Origin of the sequence: Natrinema thermotolerans (assembly GCF_031165565.1) — an archaeon.
Taxonomy (GTDB): domain Archaea; phylum Halobacteriota; class Halobacteria; order Halobacteriales; family Natrialbaceae; genus Natrinema; species Natrinema thermotolerans.
Window position 1 is genome coordinate 2420591 of the sequence record NZ_CP101873.1, and the last position, 22660, is coordinate 2443250.

The following is a 22660-nucleotide window of genomic DNA, read 5'->3' on the forward strand; positions in this document are numbered from 1 at the left end:
GTATGATCGAGGCGACGCTGTGTTTTCCGCTCCGCGAGGCTGGCGACGCCGACGAGGTCCTCCTCATCGAGAAACGCCGCGGCCTGGGTGAGGGCTGGTACAACGGCCCCGGCGGGAAACGCGAACCCGGCGAGACACCCCGCGAGTGCGCGGTCCGCGAAACCGAGGAAGAGGTCGGCCTCGAGGTCCGGGCCCTCGAGAAGGCCGGCGAACTCACCTTTCTGCTCGACGGTGAGGCTCACACCTTCTGTCACGTCTACCGCTCCCGATCGTTCGAGGGCGAACCCACGTCGTCCGAGGAAGCATATCCGGAGTGGGTCTCCGTCGATGACGTGCCCTACGACCGGATGTGGGACGACGACTCCCTCTGGCTACCCGGCGTCCTCGAGGGGAAGACGGTCGCCGGCGAGTTCCGGTTCGAGGGCGGCGAACCGTTAGACGAGGCCGAGTTCACCGATCACGACCTCGAGTGGGGGGTGTCGCTCACGGAAGACGAAACGCAGTAATCCGGACACGCTGCTCGACCGACCGACAGCGTACTCCCGCCGTCGGCCGGTGTGTCTGTCGCGATCCGCGGTGGTCTCTTCCCTCGAGTTAGGGGTTCAGCACGATCTTCCCGGAACTCTTCCGGTCCTCGATGTACTGATGGGCCTCGGCGGCGTCCTCGAGCGCGAAGGATTCGCCCAGAATAACCTCGAGATCGCCGCTCGCGAACCCTTCGGTGAGTTCGGGGACCGCTTTCATCACCCGGTCCGGGTCGTGCATGGTGGCCTGCCCGAGGTGGAATCCCTTGACCGTCTTGTTCTCGAAGAGCAGCCGCTGGTTGCTCACTTCTGCGGGAACGCCGCTGGCCACGCCGTAGGTGACCATGCGTCCGAAGTGGCTCATCGCGTCGAGGCTGCGATCGAAGACGTCGTCGCCGACGCTCTCTAAGACGAGGTCGACGCCCTCGCCGTCGGTCTCGGCCTCGACGACCTCGCGGAAGTCCGTCTCGGTGTAGTTGATCGGGTGATCACAGCCCAGCTCGGCCGCGAGGTCGAGTTTCTCCTGTGTACTCGCGGTGCCGAAGACCTCCGCGCCGTGGTTCGACGCCAACTGGACGGCGGCCGTGCCGACCCCGCCCGCGGCGGCCTGAATCAGGACGGATTCGTCCGTCTCGAGACCGCCCCACTCGAACAGACTCGCGTGAGCGGTGAGGAACTGCACGGGGAAGCCGGCGGCCTCGTCGAAGCTCATCGCCTCGGGGACCGGAAAGAGCATGGCCGCTGGGGCGGTGACGTACTCGGCGTAGCCACCGGTATCGAGCATGCCGACGACGCGGTCGCCGACCGAGAGATCGTCGACGCCCTCGCCGACCGCGTCGACCGTTCCCGCGGCCTCCATGCCGGGAACGTAGGGGGCTTCGGGTCCGTCCGGGTAGTGGCCCCGTCGCTGCATGATGTCCGCGAAGTTGATGCCCGCGGCCTTGATTTCGATTCGTACCTCGCCCGCACCGGGCTCGGGTGTCGGGACGTCGACGACCGATAGTTCGTCACTGTCGCCATAAGAGTCGACCTCGATTGCTTTCATGTCGATCCCCTATAAGACGGTCGCGTCCATAAACCTGTGAGAACCGGATGAAACGAAGCAAGGGTTTCCGAGTGTTTCGCTCCGATTGCTGTCGGCGGACGTGACTGCTCGAGTCGCCCGCGGTCCCGCCGGTACCGGTTCGGTGGTGGGTGCAGGTACGATATAGTAGTCGCTGAAACGATTCACACACTGATCGCAACGCTGTCGGACGATCAGGTGTGCAATGACTGTCAGCGGCTACTATAGCTGACGCTCGAGAGTGTTAGAGAGACGGTGTAGGTCGGACAGCGGAACCGCCACGGAAACCGCGACGGCTGAAAGGGGCCGGCCGACCGTGCCGCCTACCTCCACCGAGTGGCTATCGGTACAAAACACCTCCGGTACGCGGACCCGAACGGCGGCCGCCAGCGGGCGTTGCTCTTCGCATGGTTTAAGCCCGCGCTGACTGCATGTCGTACTAATGAGCGACGAGAGTCAGGAACTCGGCATCACCGAGTCGAAATCGCACAAGCCCGGCGAGTGGTACGCCGAGGTCGTCCAGAAGGCCGACCTCGCGGACTACGCACCGATGGGCGGCTTTATCGTCACCAAGCCCCGCGGCTACGCCCTCTGGGAGGCGATTCAGGACTCGCTCGACGGCTGGTTCAAGGACACCGGCGTCGACAACGTCTACTTCCCGATGTTCATCCCCGAGAGCTTCCTCGAGCGGGAGAAAGACATCGTCGAAGGGTTCGACCCCGAGGTCGCGTGGGTCACTCAAGGTGGCCACGAGGAACTCGAGGAACGACTCGCCGTACGACCGACGAGCGAGTCGATCATCGCGCCGTTTATGGCTGACTGGACGCGCAGCCACCGCGATCTGCCGATGCGGCTCAACCAGTGGTGTTCGGTCGTCCGGTGGGAGGCGACGGAGACGAAGCCGTTCTTCCGCACGAAGGAGTTCATGTGGCAGGAGGGCCACACCGCCCACGCCAGCAACGAGGGCGCGTGGGAGGAGGTCTGGACCCGTCTCGGCCAGTACGAGCGGGTCTACGAGGACGTGCTGGCGATCCCGGTCCTGCGGGGCAAGAAGCCCGAACACGACAAGTTCCCCGGCGCGGACACCACGACGACCGTCGAGGCGCTGATGCCCGACGGGAAGTCCGTCCAGGGCGCAACCAGCCACAACCTCGGCCAGAGCTTCGCCGAGGCCTTCGACATCTCCTTCGTCGACGAGGACGAGGAGGAACAGACGGCCTACACCACCTCGTGGGGGCTCTCCTGGCGCGCGCTCGGGGCACTCATCATGACCCACTCCGACGATCAGGGGCTCGTCCTCCCGCCGACGGTCGCGCCCACGCAGGTCGTCATCGTCCCCATCTGGCAGGAAGATACCAAGGAAGAGGTCCTCGAGTACTCCGAGGGGATCGCCGACGACCTCGAGGACGCCGGCTTCCGCGTCGAACTCGACGACCGGGACGAGCGCAATCCCGGCTTCAAGTTCAACGAACACGAACTCAACGGCGTGCCACTCCGGCTGGAGATCGGTCCCTACGAGGTCGAGGACGAGGAGGCCACGCTGGTCCACCGGCCGGACAACGAGGAGACCGTCGAGGACCGCGACGGGATCGTCGACGCCGTCGACGAGCATCTCGAGGAGATCTACGACAAACTGTACGAGGCCGCCGAGGAAACCCTCGAGGACAACGTCCGTGAGGCCCACAGCCCCGAGGAGATCCTCGGGACGATCGGGAAACACGGCGGCTACGTGAAGACGCCGTGGTGCGGCGACGAGGCCTGCGAGGAGGTCATCAAGGAGAAGATCGCCGCCGAGATCGTCATGCAACCCCTCGAGGACGAGGGCGGGTCGTCGGGCGGTGAGGTACCCGAACCCGACCACGACGAGTGTGGTGTCTGTGGCGATCCCGCCGCCGAGATCGCCTACTTTGCGAAGTCGTACTGACCGCTCCCGGTCGATCTCCGTTTTCACCGCTGTACGGACTCGACGTCTGCTCGAGATCGGGCGCAGTTTCGTGGGGACCCACGTATGACGGTGCGGTTCGTAAGCTAGCTGGCAGACTCCAGCGACGGCATCCATCTCACCCCCGGGACGCCAGTATCCGTTGTGACGGACCGTTTGCACGGGTGACTGTTTCACGCACACCTAATTCTTTAGCCCAAGATTGCTTAGGGGAGGATACCGTTCCAATGGATGTGGTGTTCACTCTGGTGGGTGAACACTACGTGCCTCTGACATTTCGTCCCGTCACCGGGAACTCGCGTTTCCGGGTCGGGATTTCGATCGTCGCTCCGACGACTGCGTGTTTTCCCGTCCGATAATCGGCACCGGTAGTCGAAACTAAGGTGTTTACATATACCTTATATTGGTCTATATGTGTTTATAATACACTTAGCCATAATGGATTAGCCTCTTATATCTGTTCCCGCTACGGGGGTGTATGTCACAGCCACATATGGAGTCATCCACCGAGCGTTCACAGGGGCTCGCCGACCCCGCGGACGCACGGTCGAACTGCGGCGTCGGTGTCGTCATGGATCTCGATGGGGACGGGGGCCACGACATCGTCGCCGACGGACTCGAACTGCTCGAAAACCTCGAACACCGCGGGACGACCGGCGCGGAGAAAGACACCGGCGACGGAGCCGGCATCATGCTCCAGACGCCCGATTCGTTCTTCGAGAGTGTCCTCGAGACCGATCTTCCCGAGATCTACGCCGTCGGCTCGCTCTTTCTGCCGCAGGACGACCGGGCACGTGAGCAACTCCGCGATCTCGCTGCCGACACCTTCGACACCTACGATCTCGAGGTTCTCGAGTGGCGCGACGTCCCGACGAACAACGACGATCTCGGCCGGACGGCCGTCGACTCGGAACCCGACGTTTTCCAGGTCGTCGTCGCACCCGAGGACGATCTCTCCGAGGACGACTTCGACCGCCGGCTCTACGTCGCTCGACGCGCGCTGGAAAACGCCGTCGAGGACGCCGACATCGAGAACAAAGAGCGGTTCTACGTCGTTTCGCTGGATGCCGATACTGTCGTCTACAAGGGGCTGCTCAAGGGCGTCCAGGTCCCCGCCTACTACCCCGATCTCACCGACGAGCGGATGGAATCGACGTTCGTGATGGTCCACGAGCGGTTCTCGACGAACACGCTCGGCGCGTGGCACCTCGCACATCCGTACCGCAACATCATCCACAACGGCGAGTTCAACACCATTCAGGGTAACATCAACTGGATGCGGGCCCGCGAGACCGATATCGAGAGCGACGTCCTCTCCGATCTCGAGGCCGTCAAGCCGATCATCGACGATCCCGACCAGTCCGACACCGCAAGCGTCGACAACGCCCTCGAACTGCTGATGCAGGACGGTCGCGACCTCGCACACGCCCTGCGAATGCTCGTTCCCGAAGCCTGGCGGGGCGACGACGCGATGGATCCCGATCGGAAGGACTGGTACGACTTCCACGCGTCGCTGGTCGAACCGTGGGACGGTCCCGCGCTCGTGGCGGCGACCGACGGCGAACGCGTCGGCGCGGTGCTGGACCGTAACGGACTGCGCCCGTGCCGGTACGACGTCACGACCGACAACCAGCTCATCATGGCCAGCGAGGCCGGCGCGCTCGAGACCGAGCCCGGGAAAATCGAAGAACGTGGCCGTCTCAAGCCCGGCCAGCTCTTCCTCGCCGATCCCGAGGAGGGGCGGGTCATCCCCGACGAGGAAGTCTTCGACGACCTCACCGACGACCGATACGGCGAGTGGGTCGACCAAGAGCAGGTCCATCTGGACGACATTCGGACCACGAACGACCGTTCGCCACAGACGGAAATCTCGGCACTGCGCGACCAACAGGCCGCGTTCGGCTACACGCACGACGAACTCGAGAACCTGATCGAGCCGATGACCCAGAAGGGGAAAGACCCCGTCGGCTCGATGGGCGACGACACGCCGCTGTCGGTGCTGACCGAGTTCAACCGACCGCTGTTTTCCTACTTCAAACAGCTGTTCGCACAGGTTACGAACCCGCCGCTTGATTACATCCGCGAGGAACTCGTCACCTCGATGGAGTCGCGGCTGGGCTTCCAGCGCAACCTGTTAGACGAATCGCCCGAACACGCCCGCCAACTCGTGCTGGACTCGCCGATCCTGACCGACGCCGAACTCGAGTCGATCCGTGACTGTTCGGCCAACGGGATCACGTCCGCGACGATCGACATCACCTACGAGCCCGAGGGCGACGAACTCGGCGCGGACCTCGAGGCCGCGGTCGAGCGCGTCCGCGAGGATGTCGTCGACGCGATCGAGAACGGCGGCCACGACGTCATCGTCCTCTCGGATCGGAACGTGGATGAGGACCGGGTCGCGATCCCGAGCCTGCTGGCGACCGGCGGCGTCCACCACCACCTCGTGCGCAACGGCCTGCGCAATCACGTGGGCCTCGTCGTCGAGTCGGCCGACCCGCGGACCGTCCACCACTTCGCGACGCTGGTCGGCTACGGTGCCGGCGCGGTCAACCCGTACCTGGCCTACCAGACCATCGAGGACATCACCGCCGGCCCCGACGGTGCCGACACCGAGGTCGCCATCGACGCCTACGTCAACGCCGTCGAGGACGGTCTCCTGAAGATCATGGCCAAGATGGGAATCTCGACCGTCGAGAGCTACCAGGGCGCCCAGATCTTCGAGGCCGTCGGCCTCGATTCGGACCTCGTGGCCGAGTACTTCGAGGGCACCGAGAACCGTACCGAGGGGATCGGCCTCGCCGAGATCGAGGAGGACCTCCGCGAGCGCCACGCGACCGCCTTCGGCGACGACGGCGAGGAGTCCGACCTCGACCGCCACGGCGAGTTCGAACACCGCTCGGGCGGCATCCACCACCAGTGGAACCCCGACACCGTCGGCGCGCTCCAGCAGGCCGTCCGCTCGAACGACTACGAGCGCTACCAGGAGTTCGCTGCAAAGATCAACGACCAACAGGAGAACCTCCAGACCCTGCGTGGCCTCCTCGAGTTCGACTCCGACCGTGATCCGATCCCGGTCGAGGACGTCGAGCCGATCAAGGACATCGTCCAGCGGTTCTCGACGGCCGCGATGTCGCTTGGCTCGCTCTCGCCGGAGGCCCACGAGAACAACTCGATCGCGATGAACCGGCTCGGCGCCAAGAGCAACTCGGGCGAGGGCGGCGAACCGCCGGAGCGGTTCAACACCGAACGCGAGTGTAACGTCAAGCAGGTCGCCTCCGGCCGGTTCGGCGTCACTTCGACGTACCTCTCGAACGCCGACGAACTACAGATCAAGATGGCCCAGGGCTCCAAGCCCGGCGAGGGCGGCCACCTCCCCGGCTCGAAGGTCAACGAGATGATCGCCCACGTCCGCAAGTCCACGCCCGGCGTGGGGCTGATCTCGCCGCCGCCGCTGCACGACATCTACTCGATCGAGGACCTCAAACAGCTGATCTTCGATCTCAAGGCCGCCAACGAGACGGCCGACATCAACGTCAAACTCGTCTCCGAGGCCGGCATCGGGACGGTCGCGGCGGGCGTCGCGAAGGCAAACGCCGACGTGGTCCACATCTCCGGCCACGACGGCGGGACCGGTGCCTCGCCCAAGACCTCGATCAAGAGCGCCGGCCTCCCGTGGGAACTCGGCCTCGCGGAAGCCAACCAGATGCTCTGTCGGACCGGCCTCCGGGACCGCATCCGCGTCTCCGCCGACGGCGGGATGAAGACCGGGCGCGACGTCGCCGTCGCCGCCCTGCTGGGTGCCGAGGAGTACATTTTCGGCACCGCCTCGCTGGTCACCGGCGGCTGTGTCATGGCTCGGCAGTGTCACAAGAACACCTGCCCGGTCGGCGTCGCCACCCAGCGCGAGGACCTGCGCAAGCGGTTCCCCGGCGAGCCCGAACACGTCATCAACTACATGACCTTCATCGCGCAGGAACTGCGCGAGATCATGGCCGAACTCGGCTACGAGACGATCGACGAGATGATCGGCCAAGTCGACGCCCTCGAGCAGCGCGACGACGTCGACCACCCGAAGGCCCGCAACGTCGACCTCTCGGAGGTGCTTGCCGACCCCGGCAGCGAGGTCCGACGCAAGATCCGCGAGCAGGACCACGAACTCGAGGACCAGCTCGACCGCGATCTCATCGCCGCCGCGGCCGACGCCATCGAGGACCAGGAGCCGGTCAGTCTCGAGACCGAGGTTACCAACGTCGACCGCACCGTCGGCGCGATGCTCTCGAACCGGATCACCGACCGCTACGGCGAGCCCGGCCTCCCCGAGGACACCATCACCGTCGACGCGGAAGGGACCGCCGGCCAGAGTTTCGGCGCGTTCCTGGCGAGCGGCGTCTCGATGCACTTAGACGGCAGCGCCAACGACTACGTCGGTAAGGGCCTGTCCGGCGGCAAGCTCACGATTCGAACGCCCGAGACCGCCGCCTACGACCCAACCGAGAACGTCTCGATCGGCAACGTCGCGCTCTACGGCGCGACCGACGGCCAGCTGTACGTCAACGGCGTCGCCGGCGAGCGCTTTGCAGTGCGTAACTCCGGCGCCAAGGCCGTCGTCGAAGGCGTCGGCGACCACGGCTGTGAGTACATGACCGGTGGCGTCGTCGCCGTGCTGGGCGAGACGGGCAAGAACTTCGCCGCGGGGATGAGTGGGGGCGTCGCCTACGTCTACGACCCCGACGACGAGTTCGAAGCCAAGGCAAACACCGGCATGGTCTCGCTCCACGACGAACTCGAGGAGAAAGACGAGCGGATGCTCCGTCGACTCGTCGAGAACCACGTCGCCTACACCGGCTCCGAGCGGGGTGAACTCCTGCTCGCAAACTGGGAGCACGCGCTCGAGGCCTTCGTGAAGGTCATGCCCGAGGCCTACTACGAGGCGATCACCGAACAGGGCAGCGACGACGTGCGCAACGAACTGCCCGGCGAACCCGAGGCCGCGGCCGCGGCCGAATCGGCCAGCTTCGCGGCGAGCGACGACTGATTCCGCCGGCACGTTTTTCTTCGGTTCGCGCCGGCCGACACGCCCGTCCCCGGCGCTCGACTACTCCGACAGCCGCGCATGGAAATACGGGAACCGAGCGTCCTCCTCGTCGGCGAGCGCGTCAGTGAACTCCCCCGCCGTGACCAGTTCGAACCCGGCCGATTCGAGCTGCTCACGTGTCGCTTCCGCCCCGGCCATGTGCCACTGCATCTCGGTCCCGGTCTCGAGCCAGTTCGGGTTCGAACCAGTCCACTCGGTCCACCCTTCCGTGAGGAGGAGCCGTCCGCCGGGCTTGAGAACGCGTTCGAACGCTTCGATCGCCGTCTGATGGTCGTCGATCGGGACGTGAATCAGCGAATACAGTGCCGTGACGGTGTCAAACGTGTCCGCAGCGAACGGCAGTTGACTCATCTCTCCCTGACACAACGCTGCGTCGGGAACGAGTCGCGTCGCCGTCTCGAGTTGCCCCCGCGAGAGGTCGAGCCCGACGGCTAGCTCCGGATCGCACTCGTTGGAGGGGTCGAGGGCGTACTCGAGCGCCGGGGTTCCGTGTCCGCAGCCGGCATCGAGGAGTCGACACCCGTCCGGCACCGCATCGAACAGCGCCGCGAGCGCTGCCGACTCGGACTCGTCGTGCGTCGCGACTCGCTCGCTCGTGTACGTCGTCGTGATTTCGTCGTACGCACAGCGGACGTCTTCCCTGTCGACCATGGCTGCCCGTCTCCCGTGAGCGACAAGTGCCTTTGGTCGCCGTGCGGTTCACTCCCGCCCGAGCGTGTGAAACTCGTCGTTGGGCCGCATCTCGGCGAACGTCGCCATGCGATTGCTCATGTTGTAGTACGCGGTGACGGCTCCGATGTCCCAGATCGCCTCCTCGCTGAAGCCGGCCTCCCGTAACGCCTCGAGGTCGGCGGGCTCGACTTCGGTCGGCCGCTCGGTCAGCTTCACGGCGACGTCGAGCATCGTTCGGTGGGCGTCGTTGATGTCCGCGGTCCGGTAGTTCGCGACCAGCTGGTCCGCGAGGTGCGGGTCCTCGGCGTAGATCCGGACGAGCGCGCCGTGGGCGACGTTACAGTAGTAGCAGTGGTTGACGCCGGAGACGGCGACGACGATCATTTCGATCTCCTCGCGCTCTAAGGCGGTGTCCTCGACGAGCGCGTCGTGGAACTGGAAGAAGGCCCGGAAGTGCGAGGGCTTGTACGCGAACGCCGAGAACACGTTGGGCGTGAACCCGGCCTCCTCGGTCTCCTCGGCGATTCGCTCCCGCAGGTCCGCAGGGAGGTCGTCGAACGCGGGAACCGGGAACCGAGCCATCGCGTCGTCGTCCAGTTCCGCTGTCGGTTCGGCCGTCGAGTCAGTGTCGGAATTGGCCATAGCTACCGTTTTACAAGGAGGCGTAAGAACGCACCGGCGAACGTGGGCGTTACTGGTCGACGACGCCGCCCGCGTCGACTGCGGCGGTTCGAACTGTCGGTGCGTCGGGAACCGCGAGGAGGTGTGCCCTGCAGTCACAGTCCGACGCGCCAAACCCGGCGACCGGCTCCCCCGGCAACCCGGCCGCCAGTTCGCACTCCCGATCGGCATCGGGGAACGTGATCACGGTCTCGAGTCGTGTCGCGGGATGGCCGAGCAGGTAATCGACGTGCCAGTGGCGCGTCTCGCGGTCGCCGGCGGCCAGTTCGCGGTGACGATCGACCCGGCTGAAGCCGCCAGGGCCGAACGCCGACCCGGCGTACGCATACGCGCCCGCGGAAAATTCCCGCTCGCCCAGCGCCCCAACCTCGATGGTCGCCGCTCGCGCCGCCTCGATCACGAGAACGTACGTGCCGCCCATGTCGCACCCTCGGAACGGGGCCGACAAAAACGAGGGTGATGTCGCTCGGCGGGAGTTGGCGTCTGCGGGCCGCGTCTCAGCGTGACCGCTCCTCGTCCCGGTCTTCGGGGGTCGGATCGCGCTCGTGAACGTGCCGTCGGTTGCTCATGTCGTCGTCCTGGAACTGGCGGTTCTCCTCGCCGCTCGAGCCCCGCGACTCGCGGGACTCGGTCCAGTCCCCCTGTTCGGAGCGGCGTCCCTGCTGGCGGTACTCGAGGCCGCCGCCGGATTGCTGCTCGCGGTTCATGCGCCCGCCGGTGGTATCGCGGTCCTCGCCGCGGTCGAACTGCTGGGTGTCGCCGTAGTCCCGTTGCGAACGGCCCGCTCCCTGCACACTGCGGTCCCGCTGCCGTCCGGGTTCGTGGCCCGCGCTCCGCTGGTGGCGACGGGACTCGGGCTGGCCCTGTTGGTACTGGCTCCCGTGTTGCTGCCCGCGGTGCTGTCGGTCCTGCTCGCTCGTCGTCGCGCCCGGCTGGGCATCCCGGTTCTCGTGCCAGCGCTGCTGGGCTCCCTGCCGGTCGTCCTCGCGTCGCGTCCCCTCTCGGCGCTGTTGGGACCGGCCCTCCGTTCGGCGTCCCTGTTCCGTGGGGCCGCGCTGGCCGGGTTGGTCCTGCTCACTGGGCTGTCGGCGCTGCTGGCTCTGTTCGTGCTGTCTCTCCATCCCGCCTCGCTGCTGGCTCCGTTCGCGTTGACCCTGCATGCCACCTTGCCGCTGGCTTCGTTCGCCGTAGTCGCGCATCCCTCTTTGCTGCTGTCCCTGTCCGCGTCGGCCCTGCATGCCGCGCTGCCCACCACGGTGTTTCTCGTGGCGGGCCTCGCCGCCGTACTCGAGATTGGCCTCCTGCATCGCGTTCGTTTCGAAGCCGCTGTCCCCCCTGCGGCCGCCCTGCTGTCCGGCCCCGCCTCGTCGTCGGCCGGACTGCTGGCCGCGCTGGCGGTCGGCCCCCTGACTCCGCTCGCGACGCTGGCCCGACCCCTGCTGCTGGCGGTCGGGCTGGCGACCTTCGGCCCGGCGCTGTTCCTGTCCGCGTTCAGGGCCCTGTGTCCCTCGATTATCGCTCTCGCCGCGGCTGAAGAGGCCGTGGAGCCAGCCGCGGTCGCTGTCCTCGCGGTTCCGGTCGCCGCCTTGGTCCCACGTGCCGCGTCCGCGGTCGGTCGATCGCTCGGTACGCCGTCGATCTCGGTCCCGGTTTCGATCGGTCATGGTGTGGCTGTAGATCGTCTCTCACTGACGCTCGAACGACGCGCCCGCCGCTGGTCGGTGTGTGACTGCGATCGGTCCTATACCGAACGTTGGGATAAAGCCTGAGCGTGCGTTCGCGTGCAGTCGGCATCGGAACTGACCCTCCACTCCCCGGCCGCTACCGGCGCTGGGCCGACTGGGTGGACCCGTTCCCGAGGTCGCGGGCCTGTCGGGTGTCCGTGTTCGGGCCGAACGCGAACAGCCCGCGGGCGGGCTCGTAGTCGTACGTTACCCACTGGGGGAGAAACGCCGCCCCGGTCAGTTTCCGGACCGCGAGCTGTTTGTGCCGAGTCTCCGCCGCGCTCCCATCGCGCAGCCGCAGGTCGACGATCCCGTCGAAGACCCGCTCGGTTTCGGGATACGCCGCCTGCCCCGCCGTCGTGGCTGCGGCGACGATCGGGACGAACCGTGCCGTACAGACCGTCGCCCGAACGTCTTTCACGAAGTCGTGGACGAGCCCGGAACCCGAAAGCGACTCGAGTTCGTCCAGCGAGTCGATCGTCACCAGCCCCGTCTCGGTCATCTCGAGGTCGTCGAGCGCCCGGTGAAGCCCGTTTGCCACCTCGCGGCGGTCGCTCGGATCCTCGACCTCGACGACCGCGTCGGCGGCGGCCTCGCCGAGAAAGGTCGCCCACTCGTTTCGCCCGGCGCGAAACTCGTCGCGGTCCTCGAGCCGATGGGTGAAACAGTCGACGATCCGCAGGCGGTCGCTCTCCAGCGCCGGCAGGACGTTCCAGCCGTTCTCGTAGAAGCGCTCGAGCGTCGCCGTCGGCGGGTTCGCGACCGAACAGACGACCGTGGGTTCGCCGCGCTCTAAGGCGCGCCAGACGAGTTCGGTCCCGAGTTCGGCCCGGCGGGTGCCTTCGTCGCCCGATAGGAGGAGCATCGAGTCGGCCGGGATCCCGTTCGGAACCAGCGAGTCCAGCGGTTCGACTCCCGTCATCACCCGCTTGTAGGCGTCGGGGTCGGGCATCGTCGCGCCGTCGCCGGCGGCCTCGCGGCAGGCGGCCGAACAGTAGCGCCCGTCCTCGTCCGCTTCGGGCTCGCCGGGGATCGGATAATGGCAGTGATCGCACTCGAGGGGGTACTCCCGGGCGCGATCGGTCCAGAGCTGGTCGGACATATCGACCCGCCCTACCACCGACGGCGGCAAAGAAACCGTCCCTGCAGGCGACCGTACTGACCGGCTGGGCCTCGCTCGAGTCGGTTTCGTCCGCTTTTCAGTGACGCTTTAGTCCGACTATAGTAGCCGCTGAAACGATTTACACACTGATCGCAACGCCGTCGTTCGATCAGGTGTGCAATGACTTTCAGTGGCTACTATAGCGAACGTCGACGGGGGTTCGCGGGGGATTCCAGCCGATGCCATCAGTGCCTCTCACCTCGGCCCGCTCAGTCGATCTGCGGTGGCGCGCGCTGGCGATCGGCCAAACGATAGTGAGGTCGATCGACGACACTGTGCGAGGGATGAGCGAACGAAGTGAGCGAATCGGCTGGGGAGGGTGAGGCCCTTCCGTGTTGCCACGATAGCAGAACACTCGTTGTACCGTCCCTTTCGATCGAGGCCGTTCTGCTATCGTGGCTACTAGGGAGTACCACGTCCTCCCCAGCCGATTCATTCGTTCCCGTTGGTCACTCACTCATCCCTCGCACAGTGTCATCAACTGCTCTCGCCGTCGCTCGAGCAGTTGAGAGCGCGCGCCACCGCACGTTCGGGTCGGGTGGCATACGCAAGTCTGCTTTCAATACGGCGCTCGAGCGGCCCCACTGCTCTCGACCCGATACCCACCGACCGCTCGTCCGCCATCGTTTTCCCCGACAGCGATGACGGGCCGGTATGGACGACGCCTTAGTCATCGGCGGCACGCGCTTTATCGGCCGCCACCTCGTCGCGGAACTACTCGACCACGACTACGACGTGACCCTGTTCACGCGGGGCACCCGCGAGAACCCCTTCGCGGACGACGACCGCATCACCCACGTCGAAGGCGACCGGACGAACGACACGGCCCTCGAGGCCGCTGCAACGACCGTCGACCCCGACGCCGTCTTCGACTGCGTGGCCTACCACCCGAAGGACGTCCGGGCCGCGACCCGGATCTTCGCGGACTGCGAGGCCTACGTCTACGTCTCGAGCGGCGCGGCCTACGGCCGCGAGGAGATCCCCAAGCGGGAGGGCGAGACGCCGCTACACGAGTGTACGCCCGACCAAGCGACTGACGATAGCTTCGAGACCTACGGCAACCGGAAGGCTGAGGGCGACCGGGCGGCGTTCGCGGCGGCCGACGACGGCGTGCCTGCGATGGTCGTCCGGCCGCCGATCGTCTACGGCCCCCACGACTACACCGAACGACTGAACTGGTGGATCGACCGCGTGAACCGCTTCGACCGCGTCGTCGTCCCCGGCGACGGGACGAACCTTCGCCATCTCGTCTACGTCGAGGACGTGGCCGCCGCGCTGCGGATCGTCGCCGAACGCGGCGAGCCCGGCGAGGCCTACAACGTCGGCGACCGGCGGCTCGTCCCGCTCGAGGAACTGGTCGACCTGCTCGCGGACGCGCTCGAGACCGATGTCGAGATCGTCCACGCCGGCCCGCGCGAACTTGCAGCCGGCGAGATCTCCCTCGAGGACTACCCCCTCTACCGGTCGTACCCCCACGTCCTCTCGACGGCGAAACTCGCCGCGCTGGGCTGGGAATCGACGCCGCTCGAGGACTCGCTGGCCCGGACGGTCGACGATCACCTCGAGAGCGATCGGGACGGCGACGACAACGGCCCGGACCGCGAGGCCGAGGAGCGCGTGCTGGCGATCCTCGAGACGCTTTAGGCGTCGCGGAGCCGCTCGAGGCGTCGGCTCGTCGACGGCCGCGCGGCGAGCCGTTCATGGAGGCGGCTCCGGTCGTCGGCCAGGTCGGTGCCGGCCTCGATCGCGCTCGCGAGGGCGTCCGTACCGACCGCCCGCGCGGCGCGCCGATCGGCGGCGAACTCGGCGCGCTGGAGCGTTCGGGCGAGCAGCGGCCCGGCGACCGCGAGGCCGACGAGCCCGACGGCCAGCGACACCCAGACGGTCAGCGTCAGGAACAGTCCGAAGAGGACCGCGACGACCAGCGCCCGTCGCTCGAGGAGCCATCGTTCGTCCGCGGCGCTGGCCCGCGCACACAGTGCCGTCAGCCCCTCGTCGTCGAGGATCTCGAACGCGTAGTCCGTGGCGTACGCGCGTCGGTTCCAGAACGGGCCGTCGACGTAGATGCCGGCGACCTCGGTTTCACGGCCCGGGATCACGCCGGCGATCGTCGCGGCCAGTTCGGCCCGGTCGGCCGCGGCCTCGAGCCGTCGGCGTTGGTCGGGCGTCGGCGCGGTGATCGTCTGCGAGAGCCGAACGCTGTACTGGAGCCAGCCGTAGCAGCCGACGGCGAGGACGACGAACAGGAGCGGGATCCACAGCGGGCTGGGGTCGGAGGCGGCGACCAGTGCCGTGAACGGCGCGAGCGCGACCACCACGAAGAGCGTAATCGCCCCGAGGTACTTTGCGAGGCGGCCGACCGCCGTCACGGCACTGATCTCGAGGTCGCGCCGTTCGCGGGCGAACGGAAAGACGCCGAGGTACGCGACCAGGACGGCGGCGATCGTTCCGCCCGCCGTCGGGAGCCAGGAAAGCGGCGCGGCGACCCCGCCCGCCAGCGCCGGATGGACGGCCGCGAGCGCGCGTTCGGTCGCGTCGACGAGGCCGCCGAACGCGAGGACGAGCAGGGCCACGAGGCCGACGACGGCGAGGAGTCGATACGTCCCGCGGGAGCGGTCCTCCGCATCGGTGCGTCGGAGCGAATACTTGCCGTAGTACCGGCCCCCGACGTAGCCGCCGGCGAGCAATCCGAGCCAGAGCGCGAGTAGGCCGAGCATACGCGGCCATTGGAGTTGGAAATCTTATAATATCGCCGATCGTGTCGACGGATCGTTTCGCCGCCGGTGATCGCTCGCTCGAGCGGGCCGTCGGAGCCGATCGCGACGTCATCACCGCCGTCCCGGACCGCGTCGGGGATCGTTCCGGTCGGGGCGCTGAGGAAAAGCACATGTCCCGGGGGTGTGTGGGATCCGGTATGTTCGAGAAGTCGACGTGGATCCGCCTCCCGCGAAACGTCGTGGTCGGCCACGGCGTTCGCAGCCAAGTCGTCGACGTGGTCGACGATCTCCACCTGCAAGGGCGGCCGCTGTTCGTCACGAGTCCGACGCCCCGCGAGGTCGCCGCCGACCCCATCGCGGCCGACTTCGAGGCCGCCGGGATCGAGCCCGCGATCGTCACGATCGAGAAAGCGACCTTCGACGCCGTCGAGCGGGTGATCGAAGTCGCCGAGGCCGAAGGAGTATCCTATCTGGTCGGCATCGGCGGCGGGAAGGCCATCGACATCGCGAAACTGGCCAGCCACCACCTCGAGATGGGTTTTTGCTCCGTTCCAACGGCGGCGAGCCACGACGGGATCGTCAGTAATCGCGGCTCGGTGCCGGACGGCGACTCCAGACACAGCGTCGCCGCCGAACCGCCGCTGGCGGTCGTCGCCGATACGGGAATCCTCGCCGAGGCCCCGTGGGAACTGACGACCGCCGGCTGTGCCGACATCATCTCCAACTACACCGCCGTGATGGACTGGCGGCTCGCCCAGCGGCTGCAGGACGTCGAGTACTCCGAGTACGCCGCCGCGCTCTCGGAGATGACCGCCGAGATCTTAGTCGACAACGCCGACCTCATCCGGCCGGGCCTGGAGGAGTCGGCCTGGGTCGTCACCAAGGCGCTGATGTCCTCCGGCGTCGCGATGAGCATCGCCGGTTCCTCGCGGCCGGCCAGCGGGGCCGAACACCTCTTTTCGCACCAGCTCGACCGACTGGCACCCGGTGCGGCCTTACACGGCCATCAGGTCGGCGTCGGCTCGATCATGACCGCCTACCTCCACCAGGGAGCGGACGGGATCTGGCGGGCCATCCGCGACGCCCTGGCGAGTATCGACGCGCCGACGACCGCGGCGGAACTGGGCATCGACGACGAGACCGTCATCGAGGCGTTGACGACCTGCCACGAGATCCGCGACCGCTACACGATCCTCGGCAGCGGAATGAACGAGCGGGCGGCTCGAGACGTGGCGACGAAAACTGGCGTCATCGATTGACTGGCGATCGAATTCGCGGTCGGCGGTGCGAACCGTTCGATTAGCCGAGGTCCGTTCGCCGGAACTGCCACGCGCCCAGCAACAGCGGGACGACGATCCAGCCGGCGAGGATCACGAGCATGAACCAGCCCTGGATGTAGAACGGATTGCTCCCGGCCGTCGTGGCCTGCAGGGCGGTGAAATCGTCCGGAAAGACGAGTTTCATCCCGTTGAGGTAGGCCCCGGTCGGACTGAGGCTGAAGATGAGGTCCAGCAGGGCGTCGCTGTAGTCGACGCCGAGTTCCTCGAAGACGAACCTGGCCATCTGGACGGGGCTGACCGGCAGGAAGTTCCATCCGAGGTTGAACACGAAGAAGAAGCCGATCGCGCCGCTCATCGCTCGCGAGCGACTCGCGGTGGCCGCGGAGATCGCGACGGCGACGGCGACGTACGCCAGCGCGTACAGCAGGGTCAGCGCGACGAAGGCGGCGTAGCCGTCGTACTCGAGGGTCATGTCGGGGACGAGTACCTGTGCGGCGACGATCCCGATGGCGAACGCGATCAGCAGCGACGCCACGACGACGCCGGTGCGGGCGAGCAGTTTGCCGACGACCACGTCCGACCGCGAGACCGGGAGACTCAGCTGATAGCGAATACTGCCGGACTCGCGCTCGCCGGCGATCGAGAGGTACGCCGCGACGATCGCGACCAACGGGATGACCAACGCTCCGCCGATCCCGGCGAGACTCCACAGGACCATGTAGAAGTCCGGCTCCGGACGACTGCTCTGGCCCCAGTAGAAGACGAGCATGAACAGGGCGTACAGCAGGGCAGGGATCCAGACGAGCTTGGCCCGCCGAACGTTCAGGAAGTCCCGCTTGGCAACGGAGAGCGCGCTCATGCGGACACCTCCTGTTCTCGCTGCTCCGCTTCCGGCGCGACCGATCCCTCGTCCGCGCTCTCGGCCCCGGTGTACTGGTTGAACAGCTCCTCGAGCGAGGTATCTGTCGAAAGGATATCGGTCACGATCGCCCGCTCGTCGATGTGGCGGACGATGTCGACCTTGACTGCGGGCTCGTCACAGACCGCAGTGACGGTATCGCCGTCCGCGGAGACCCGCTGCACCCCCTCGATCGAGCCGACGTCGAGCGCGTCGGGATCCACCGCCTCGGCGAGTTCGACGTCGATCGTCGCCGCGCCGGTCGACTCGTCTCGGAGGTTTTCGATGCTGTCGAGGGCGACGAGCTGGCCCTCGTTCATGATGCCGACGCGGTCACAGACCGCCTCGACCTCCGAGAGGATGTGACTCGAGAAGAAGACGGTCGTTCCCGAGTCGGCCTCCGCTCGAAGCAGTTCCCGCATGTCCTGAATCCCCGTCGGGTCGAGCCCGGAGGAGGGCTCGTCGAGGAGCAGTAGTTCGGGATCGCCGACCAGCGCCATCCCGAGGCCGAGGCGCTGGCGCATCCCCTTCGAGAAGCCGCCGGCCGTCCGGTCGGCGTCCTCGAGGATCCCGACGCGCTCTAACAGCGCGTCGCCGTCGGTATCGACGCCTTTGGTGTCGGCGACCCACTCGACGTGTTCGCGGGCGGTCAGGCGCTCGTAGAGGGTCGCGCCTTCCGGGAGGACACCGATCCGCTCGCGGATTTCTCCCGTTTCGTCCTGTGCGTCGTACCCCAGCACCGTTGCGCTCCCGTCGGTGGGCCGGACGAAGTCCAGTAACATGTTGATCGTCGTCGACTTCCCGGCCCCGTTCGGACCGAGGAAGCCGAAAATCTCTCCCTCCTCGACGGTCAGGTCGAGGTCGTCGACGGCGAGGACCGAGTCGCCGTACCGCTTGGTCAGCGAGGTGGTTTCGATGGCGGCCATACCCGACAGTCCGCGATACTGTCATGTATGTGTTTTGTAATAAGCTCGCGAACGAGTTCGACGGCGAGGGCCCGATCAGACGTGTTCGTCGAGGAAGTCCGCGATCTCGCTGTAGGCCTCGATACGGTTCTCGAGTTTCGAGAAGCCGTGGCCCTCGTCTTCGAAGAGCAGTTTCCGAACGGGGACGCCCTGCTTGGCCGCCCGATCGGCGATCTGTTCGGCCTCGCCGACGGGCACGCGGGGGTCGTTTTCGCCGTGGAGGACGAACAACGGGGCCGCGATGTTTTCGACGTTGTTGATCGGCGAAATCTCTTCTAAGAACTCGCGGTCCTCCTCGAGGCTCCCGTACTCGGCTTCCCGCAACTCGCGCCGCCAGTCGCCCGTGTTCTCGAGGAAGGTGACGAAGTTGGCGATCCCGACCACGTCGATGCCGGCGGCCCAGAGGTCGGGGTACTCGGTTAGCGCGGCCAGCACCATGAAGCCGCCGTAGGAGCCGCCTTTCGCGGCGATTCGGTCGGGATCGATCGCGTGGTGGTCTTGCAACCACTCCACGCAGGCCCGGATGTCGGCGACCGAGTCCATCCGATTTTCGACGTCGTCCAGCGCCGCGTAGTCCGCGCCATAGCCCGACGAGCCCCGGACGTTGGGTTCGAAGTAGGCGTAGCCCCGATCGAGGAAGTACTGCTTGACACTCGAGAACGAGGGGCGGCGCTGGCTCTCGGGGCCGCCGTGGATGTCGACGATGACGGGTGTCTTGCCCTCGGTGTACTCGTCCGGAAGGGTGAGAAAGCCGGGTACGTCCAGCCCGTCGAAACTCTCGATGTCGACGAGGTCGGCGCCGTCGAACGACTCCTGGGGGATGCCGGCGGTCGGTGCGTCGGTCCAGCGCTCGGCCTCGCCAGTCTCGATATCGACCACGAAGACGTTCGTGTTGACCGCGTCGCCGCTCGTCGAGAGAGCGAACCGTTCGGCGTCGGGGTCGAAGCTCACGCCGCCGGCCACCCCGCCCGGCAGGTCGGGGTCGGGGAAGGTCTCGAACGCGGTCGGGTCGTCGGGGTCGAACGCGCCGACGGTCAACTCGGTGTAGCCCTCGACGTTGCGCGAGCAGACGAACCGGCCGGTCTCGTCGTCCAGCGCGATGCCGTCGACGTTCCACCCCTCGCCGTCGATGACCGTCTCGAGTTCGTTCGTCGCCAGGTCCAGATACGCCAGATAGAGCGTGTCGGCGTCGCCCTCGTCGGTCACGAGGTAGATCCCCTCGCCGTCCGGAGCCCAGCTCGCGCTCTGGTAGCGGACGTCGCCGTCGTGGGGCGTGAGATGATCGAGGTCGGGCTCGTCGGCCTCGAGGTCGAGGACGTAGAGGTCCTGATCGAAGTTGGAGTAGGCCTGCGAGACCAGCAGCCGGGAGTCGTCGGGGCTCCAGCCTGACAGCGAGAGCCAGCCGTCGCCCTCGCAGACGAGTTCGGCGTCGTCTCCGTCCTCGTCCCGACCCTGTACGTAGACGTCGAAGACGGACTCGTCGCGGCGGTTCGAGGTGAAGGCGAACCGCTCGCCGTCGTGGCTCCAGCCGCCCCAGCGGTGTTTCGCAGCCGGCACGGCAGTCAGGTTCTCGATCTCGCCGGTCTCGGCGTCGAGCCTGAATAGCTGGGCGCGTTCGTTGCCGCCCTCGTCCATGCCGAAGATCAGCTCCGGGCGCTCGGGCGACCACGAGGCGAAGGTCACCCGCTCGTCGTAGAACGTCCGCTGCTCGGGCCACTCCTGCGGTCCCTCGAGGGTCCAGACCTGCGACGTGCCGGTCGTATCCATCAGAAAGGAGAGTCGGTCCCCCTCGGGACCGAACGAAGCACCGTAGGCACTGCGAATGTTGAGGTAGCGCTCGATGTCGTAACCCATGCCAGGGCCGTACGGACGCGGGGGAGTAATCGTTTCGGTCACCGGCCCCCTCACGAGCCCGCGGTACCCAGTAGGGACCGGTTTCTCGCAGTCGGCCCGTGGACGCTCGCTCGGGCGCCGTGGCCGGATCCGTTCGTCCCTCTCGCGGAATTGCATCGGTTAACAAAGCCGTCCGAGGGAGTGGCGTCACTCGATGGCAACCGAAACCGACGCCTCGTCGGTCGGCGTCGTCCTCGTGACGACCGTTCTCATCCTCGCGGCCTTCGGGCTCACCGTCGCGGCCGTCGGGTCGGAACTGTTCGTGGGGGATCCGGTCGAGGACTCGACGACCGACGGCGGAGTCGAGCAGCCGGAGTTCGACGTGGAAAGCAACGATTCCGACAGCGACGACGGTGACGACGGCGCTTCGAGTGACGACGGCGGGGACGAGAACGACGATGAGGTGTTCGGGGATGGAGATCCGGATGACGAGGACGACTCGGACGGCAACGAAAGCGACGAGTTGGATGACGCGGACGATTCCGTTGACGACGATGACGACGACAGCGACGAGACGGACGGAGGCGACGATGACGACGACAGTGACGTGACGGACGGTGGGGACGACGGATCAGACTCGGAGGAAAGCGATACCGGGGACGAGGACGGCAGTGACGGTGAGACGGAGACCGACACCGAAAGCGACGACGACGGCTTTTTCGAGGGTATCGACTCGTTTTTCGGTGATGACGACGACTCCGCCAACGACAGCGGTGACTGACTTCTTCCACGACTGACGTCGTGGGTTCGTGTCGGTCACGGACCAAGCGCCCGACACGGACGGGGATCGCCACGGCGGAGTTTCGTGGTCGACTGCCACGGTTCGGGCCGGGCCAGTCCGGCCCCGACAGGGACCGGCGGCCGCCCGCTCACGCGAATCCGCGGGCCGACGAATCGAGTGAAAAAAGTGACTTTATAGCCCGGGACTCCGTTGCCGCCGAGTATGCGAATCGCGTTCGTCTCGTTCGAAACGGCTCACCACCGCGATACCGAGACGAACCAGCGGTTCCGAACCGTCTGTGAGATCCTCGCCGAGAACGGCCACGACGTCCACTGCTACTGTGCGGGCTTTTGGGCCGGCGAAGACGCGACGTTCGAGCGAAACGGGATCACCTATCACGCGGTCTCGAGCGGCCTCGAGGCCCGGAGTTCGTTTCTGCTTCGTCTTCCGTTCGTCCTCGCCGCCGCGCGCCCGGACGTGATTCACGCCAGCGCCGAGCCGGCGAGTCAGGTCGTCGCCGCCAAGTGGGGCGCGCGGCTCGCGCGGGCCCCGCTCGTCCTCGAGTGGTACGGCGACGGCGGCGTCACGGAGACGCGCTGGACGCGGGCCGCCGCCCGGCGACCGGATCGGATCGTCACCCCGTCGTCGCTCGTCACGACGTGGGTCCGCGAACTCGGTGCGGACGGTGACCTCGTCGAAGCCCTCGCGAACCCGATCGACTGCGACCGAATCCGGGCGGTAGAGCCGGCCGAGCAGGTCGACGTGATCTACGCCCGCCGACTCGACGAGGGGGCCAACCTCGAGAGCCTGCTGTTGGCCCTCGCGGAGCTTCGGGATCGCGAGTGGTCGGCGACAGTCGTCGGCGACGGGCCGGAACGCGATACGTACGAACGGCTCGCGAGTGACCTCCGGATCGAAGACCGCGTGACCTTCGCCGGCGATCTCGACCTCGAGGAGCGGATCGCGGCCTACCGTGGCGCACACGTCTTCGCCCAGACGGCCGACCACTGCGTGTTCCCGACGGAGATGCTGTGGGCGCTTGCGGCCGGCTGTGTCGGGCTCGTGGAGTATCACGTCGACTCGAGCGCACACGAACTCGTCGAGGGCTGGGACCGGGGGTTCCGGACCACCAGCGAGACCGAACTCGTCGAGGCGATCCTCGCGGCCCGGGACCTCGAGCATCGCGAGTACGACGACCGATTCGCCGACTACGATCGATCGGCGGTGGCCGAACGGTACCTCACGCTGTATCGAACGGTTCGGGACGAGTACGGCGTGCTGTGATCGTGACGCGGCCGGAGACAGCTATTTGTTAGTTCG

The 22660-nt window shown here is 66.7% G+C and carries 17 protein-coding genes; 7 read left to right on the forward strand and 10 right to left on the reverse strand.

Features of this window, described 5'->3' with window-relative positions:
• Positions 1 to 2: 2 nt before the first annotated feature.
• Complete coding sequence (locus tag NP511_RS12485; protein ID WP_049965744.1) at positions 3 to 506, forward strand: 8-oxo-dGTP diphosphatase; 504 nt, start codon at positions 3 to 5, stop codon at positions 504 to 506.
• A gap of 88 nt (positions 507 to 594) precedes the next feature.
• Here the strand turns inward: NP511_RS12485 and NP511_RS12490 are convergent, their stop codons facing one another.
• A complete protein-coding gene (locus NP511_RS12490; RefSeq protein WP_006647917.1) occupies positions 595 to 1569 on the reverse strand; it encodes a quinone oxidoreductase family protein in 975 nt (324 codons plus the stop codon).
• Between the two features lie 460 nt (positions 1570 to 2029).
• Here NP511_RS12490 and proS point away from each other — a divergent pair, with 460 nt between their 5' ends.
• Together proS and gltB are read left to right on the forward strand one after the other, a co-directional pair.
• A complete protein-coding gene (gene proS, locus NP511_RS12495; protein ID WP_049965745.1) occupies positions 2030 to 3511 on the forward strand; it encodes a proline--tRNA ligase in 1482 nt (493 codons plus the stop codon).
• A 496-nt stretch (positions 3512 to 4007) separates the two neighbouring features.
• On the forward strand, positions 4008 to 8567 hold the full coding sequence (gene gltB, locus NP511_RS12500; protein WP_211249110.1) for a glutamate synthase large subunit: 4560 nt from the start codon (positions 4008 to 4010) through the stop codon (positions 8565 to 8567).
• Positions 8568 to 8627: 60 nt separating this feature from the next.
• On the opposite strand, the gene NP511_RS12505 is transcribed toward gltB, so the two are convergent.
• From NP511_RS12505 to NP511_RS12525, 5 genes are all read right to left on the reverse strand, one after another.
• Positions 8628 to 9278: a class I SAM-dependent methyltransferase gene (locus tag NP511_RS12505; RefSeq protein ID WP_049965747.1), complete on the reverse strand. Its 651-nt coding sequence runs from the start codon at positions 9276 to 9278 to the stop codon at positions 8628 to 8630.
• A gap of 48 nt (positions 9279 to 9326) precedes the next feature.
• Positions 9327 to 9941: a peroxidase-related enzyme gene (locus NP511_RS12510; protein ID WP_049965748.1), complete on the reverse strand. Its 615-nt coding sequence runs from the start codon at positions 9939 to 9941 to the stop codon at positions 9327 to 9329.
• 49 nt (positions 9942 to 9990) lie between these two features.
• Positions 9991 to 10401 carry a GIY-YIG nuclease family protein gene (locus NP511_RS12515; protein WP_049965749.1) on the reverse strand — a complete coding sequence of 137 codons (411 nt, stop codon included), beginning with the start codon at positions 10399 to 10401 and terminating at the stop codon, positions 9991 to 9993.
• A gap of 76 nt (positions 10402 to 10477) precedes the next feature.
• Positions 10478 to 11644, reverse strand: coding sequence for a hypothetical protein (locus tag NP511_RS12520; RefSeq protein WP_233274340.1), 1167 nt, complete (start codon positions 11642 to 11644; stop codon positions 10478 to 10480).
• 157 nt (positions 11645 to 11801) lie between these two features.
• Positions 11802 to 12806: an RAD55 family ATPase gene (locus NP511_RS12525; RefSeq protein WP_049965752.1), complete on the reverse strand. Its 1005-nt coding sequence runs from the start codon at positions 12804 to 12806 to the stop codon at positions 11802 to 11804.
• 714 nt (positions 12807 to 13520) lie between these two features.
• Between NP511_RS12525 and NP511_RS12530 the strand changes: the two genes are divergently transcribed.
• Positions 13521 to 14510: an NAD-dependent epimerase/dehydratase family protein gene (locus tag NP511_RS12530; protein ID WP_049965754.1), complete on the forward strand. Its 990-nt coding sequence runs from the start codon at positions 13521 to 13523 to the stop codon at positions 14508 to 14510.
• Here NP511_RS12530 and NP511_RS12535 read toward each other — a convergent pair.
• Positions 14507 to 15583: a hypothetical protein gene (locus NP511_RS12535; RefSeq protein WP_049965755.1), complete on the reverse strand. Its 1077-nt coding sequence runs from the start codon at positions 15581 to 15583 to the stop codon at positions 14507 to 14509. The two genes, NP511_RS12530 and NP511_RS12535, sit on opposite strands and share 4 nt — an antisense overlap.
• A 197-nt stretch (positions 15584 to 15780) precedes the next feature.
• Between NP511_RS12535 and NP511_RS12540 the strand changes: the two genes are divergently transcribed.
• Complete coding sequence (locus NP511_RS12540) at positions 15781 to 16842, forward strand: NAD(P)-dependent glycerol-1-phosphate dehydrogenase (RefSeq protein ID WP_006647906.1); 1062 nt, start codon at positions 15781 to 15783, stop codon at positions 16840 to 16842.
• A 40-nt stretch (positions 16843 to 16882) separates the two neighbouring features.
• Here the strand turns inward: NP511_RS12540 and NP511_RS12545 are convergent, their stop codons facing one another.
• From NP511_RS12545 to NP511_RS12555, 3 genes are all read right to left on the reverse strand, one after another.
• On the reverse strand, positions 16883 to 17722 hold the full coding sequence (locus tag NP511_RS12545; RefSeq protein ID WP_049965756.1) for an ABC transporter permease subunit: 840 nt from the start codon (positions 17720 to 17722) through the stop codon (positions 16883 to 16885).
• A complete protein-coding gene (locus NP511_RS12550) occupies positions 17719 to 18687 on the reverse strand; it encodes an ABC transporter ATP-binding protein (RefSeq protein ID WP_049965757.1) in 969 nt (322 codons plus the stop codon). The genes NP511_RS12545 and NP511_RS12550 overlap by 4 nt, the downstream gene beginning before the upstream one ends.
• 75 nt (positions 18688 to 18762) lie before the next feature.
• Complete coding sequence (locus tag NP511_RS12555) at positions 18763 to 20580, reverse strand: S9 family peptidase (RefSeq protein WP_049965758.1); 1818 nt, start codon at positions 20578 to 20580, stop codon at positions 18763 to 18765.
• A 193-nt stretch (positions 20581 to 20773) separates the two neighbouring features.
• On the opposite strand from NP511_RS12555, the gene NP511_RS12560 reads away from it, so the two are divergent.
• Positions 20774 to 21340: a hypothetical protein gene (locus NP511_RS12560; protein ID WP_049965759.1), complete on the forward strand. Its 567-nt coding sequence runs from the start codon at positions 20774 to 20776 to the stop codon at positions 21338 to 21340.
• A gap of 222 nt (positions 21341 to 21562) precedes the next feature.
• Positions 21563 to 22624 carry a glycosyltransferase family 4 protein gene (locus NP511_RS12565; protein WP_049965760.1) on the forward strand — a complete coding sequence of 354 codons (1062 nt, stop codon included), beginning with the start codon at positions 21563 to 21565 and terminating at the stop codon, positions 22622 to 22624.
• Positions 22625 to 22660: the final 36 nt, after the last annotated feature.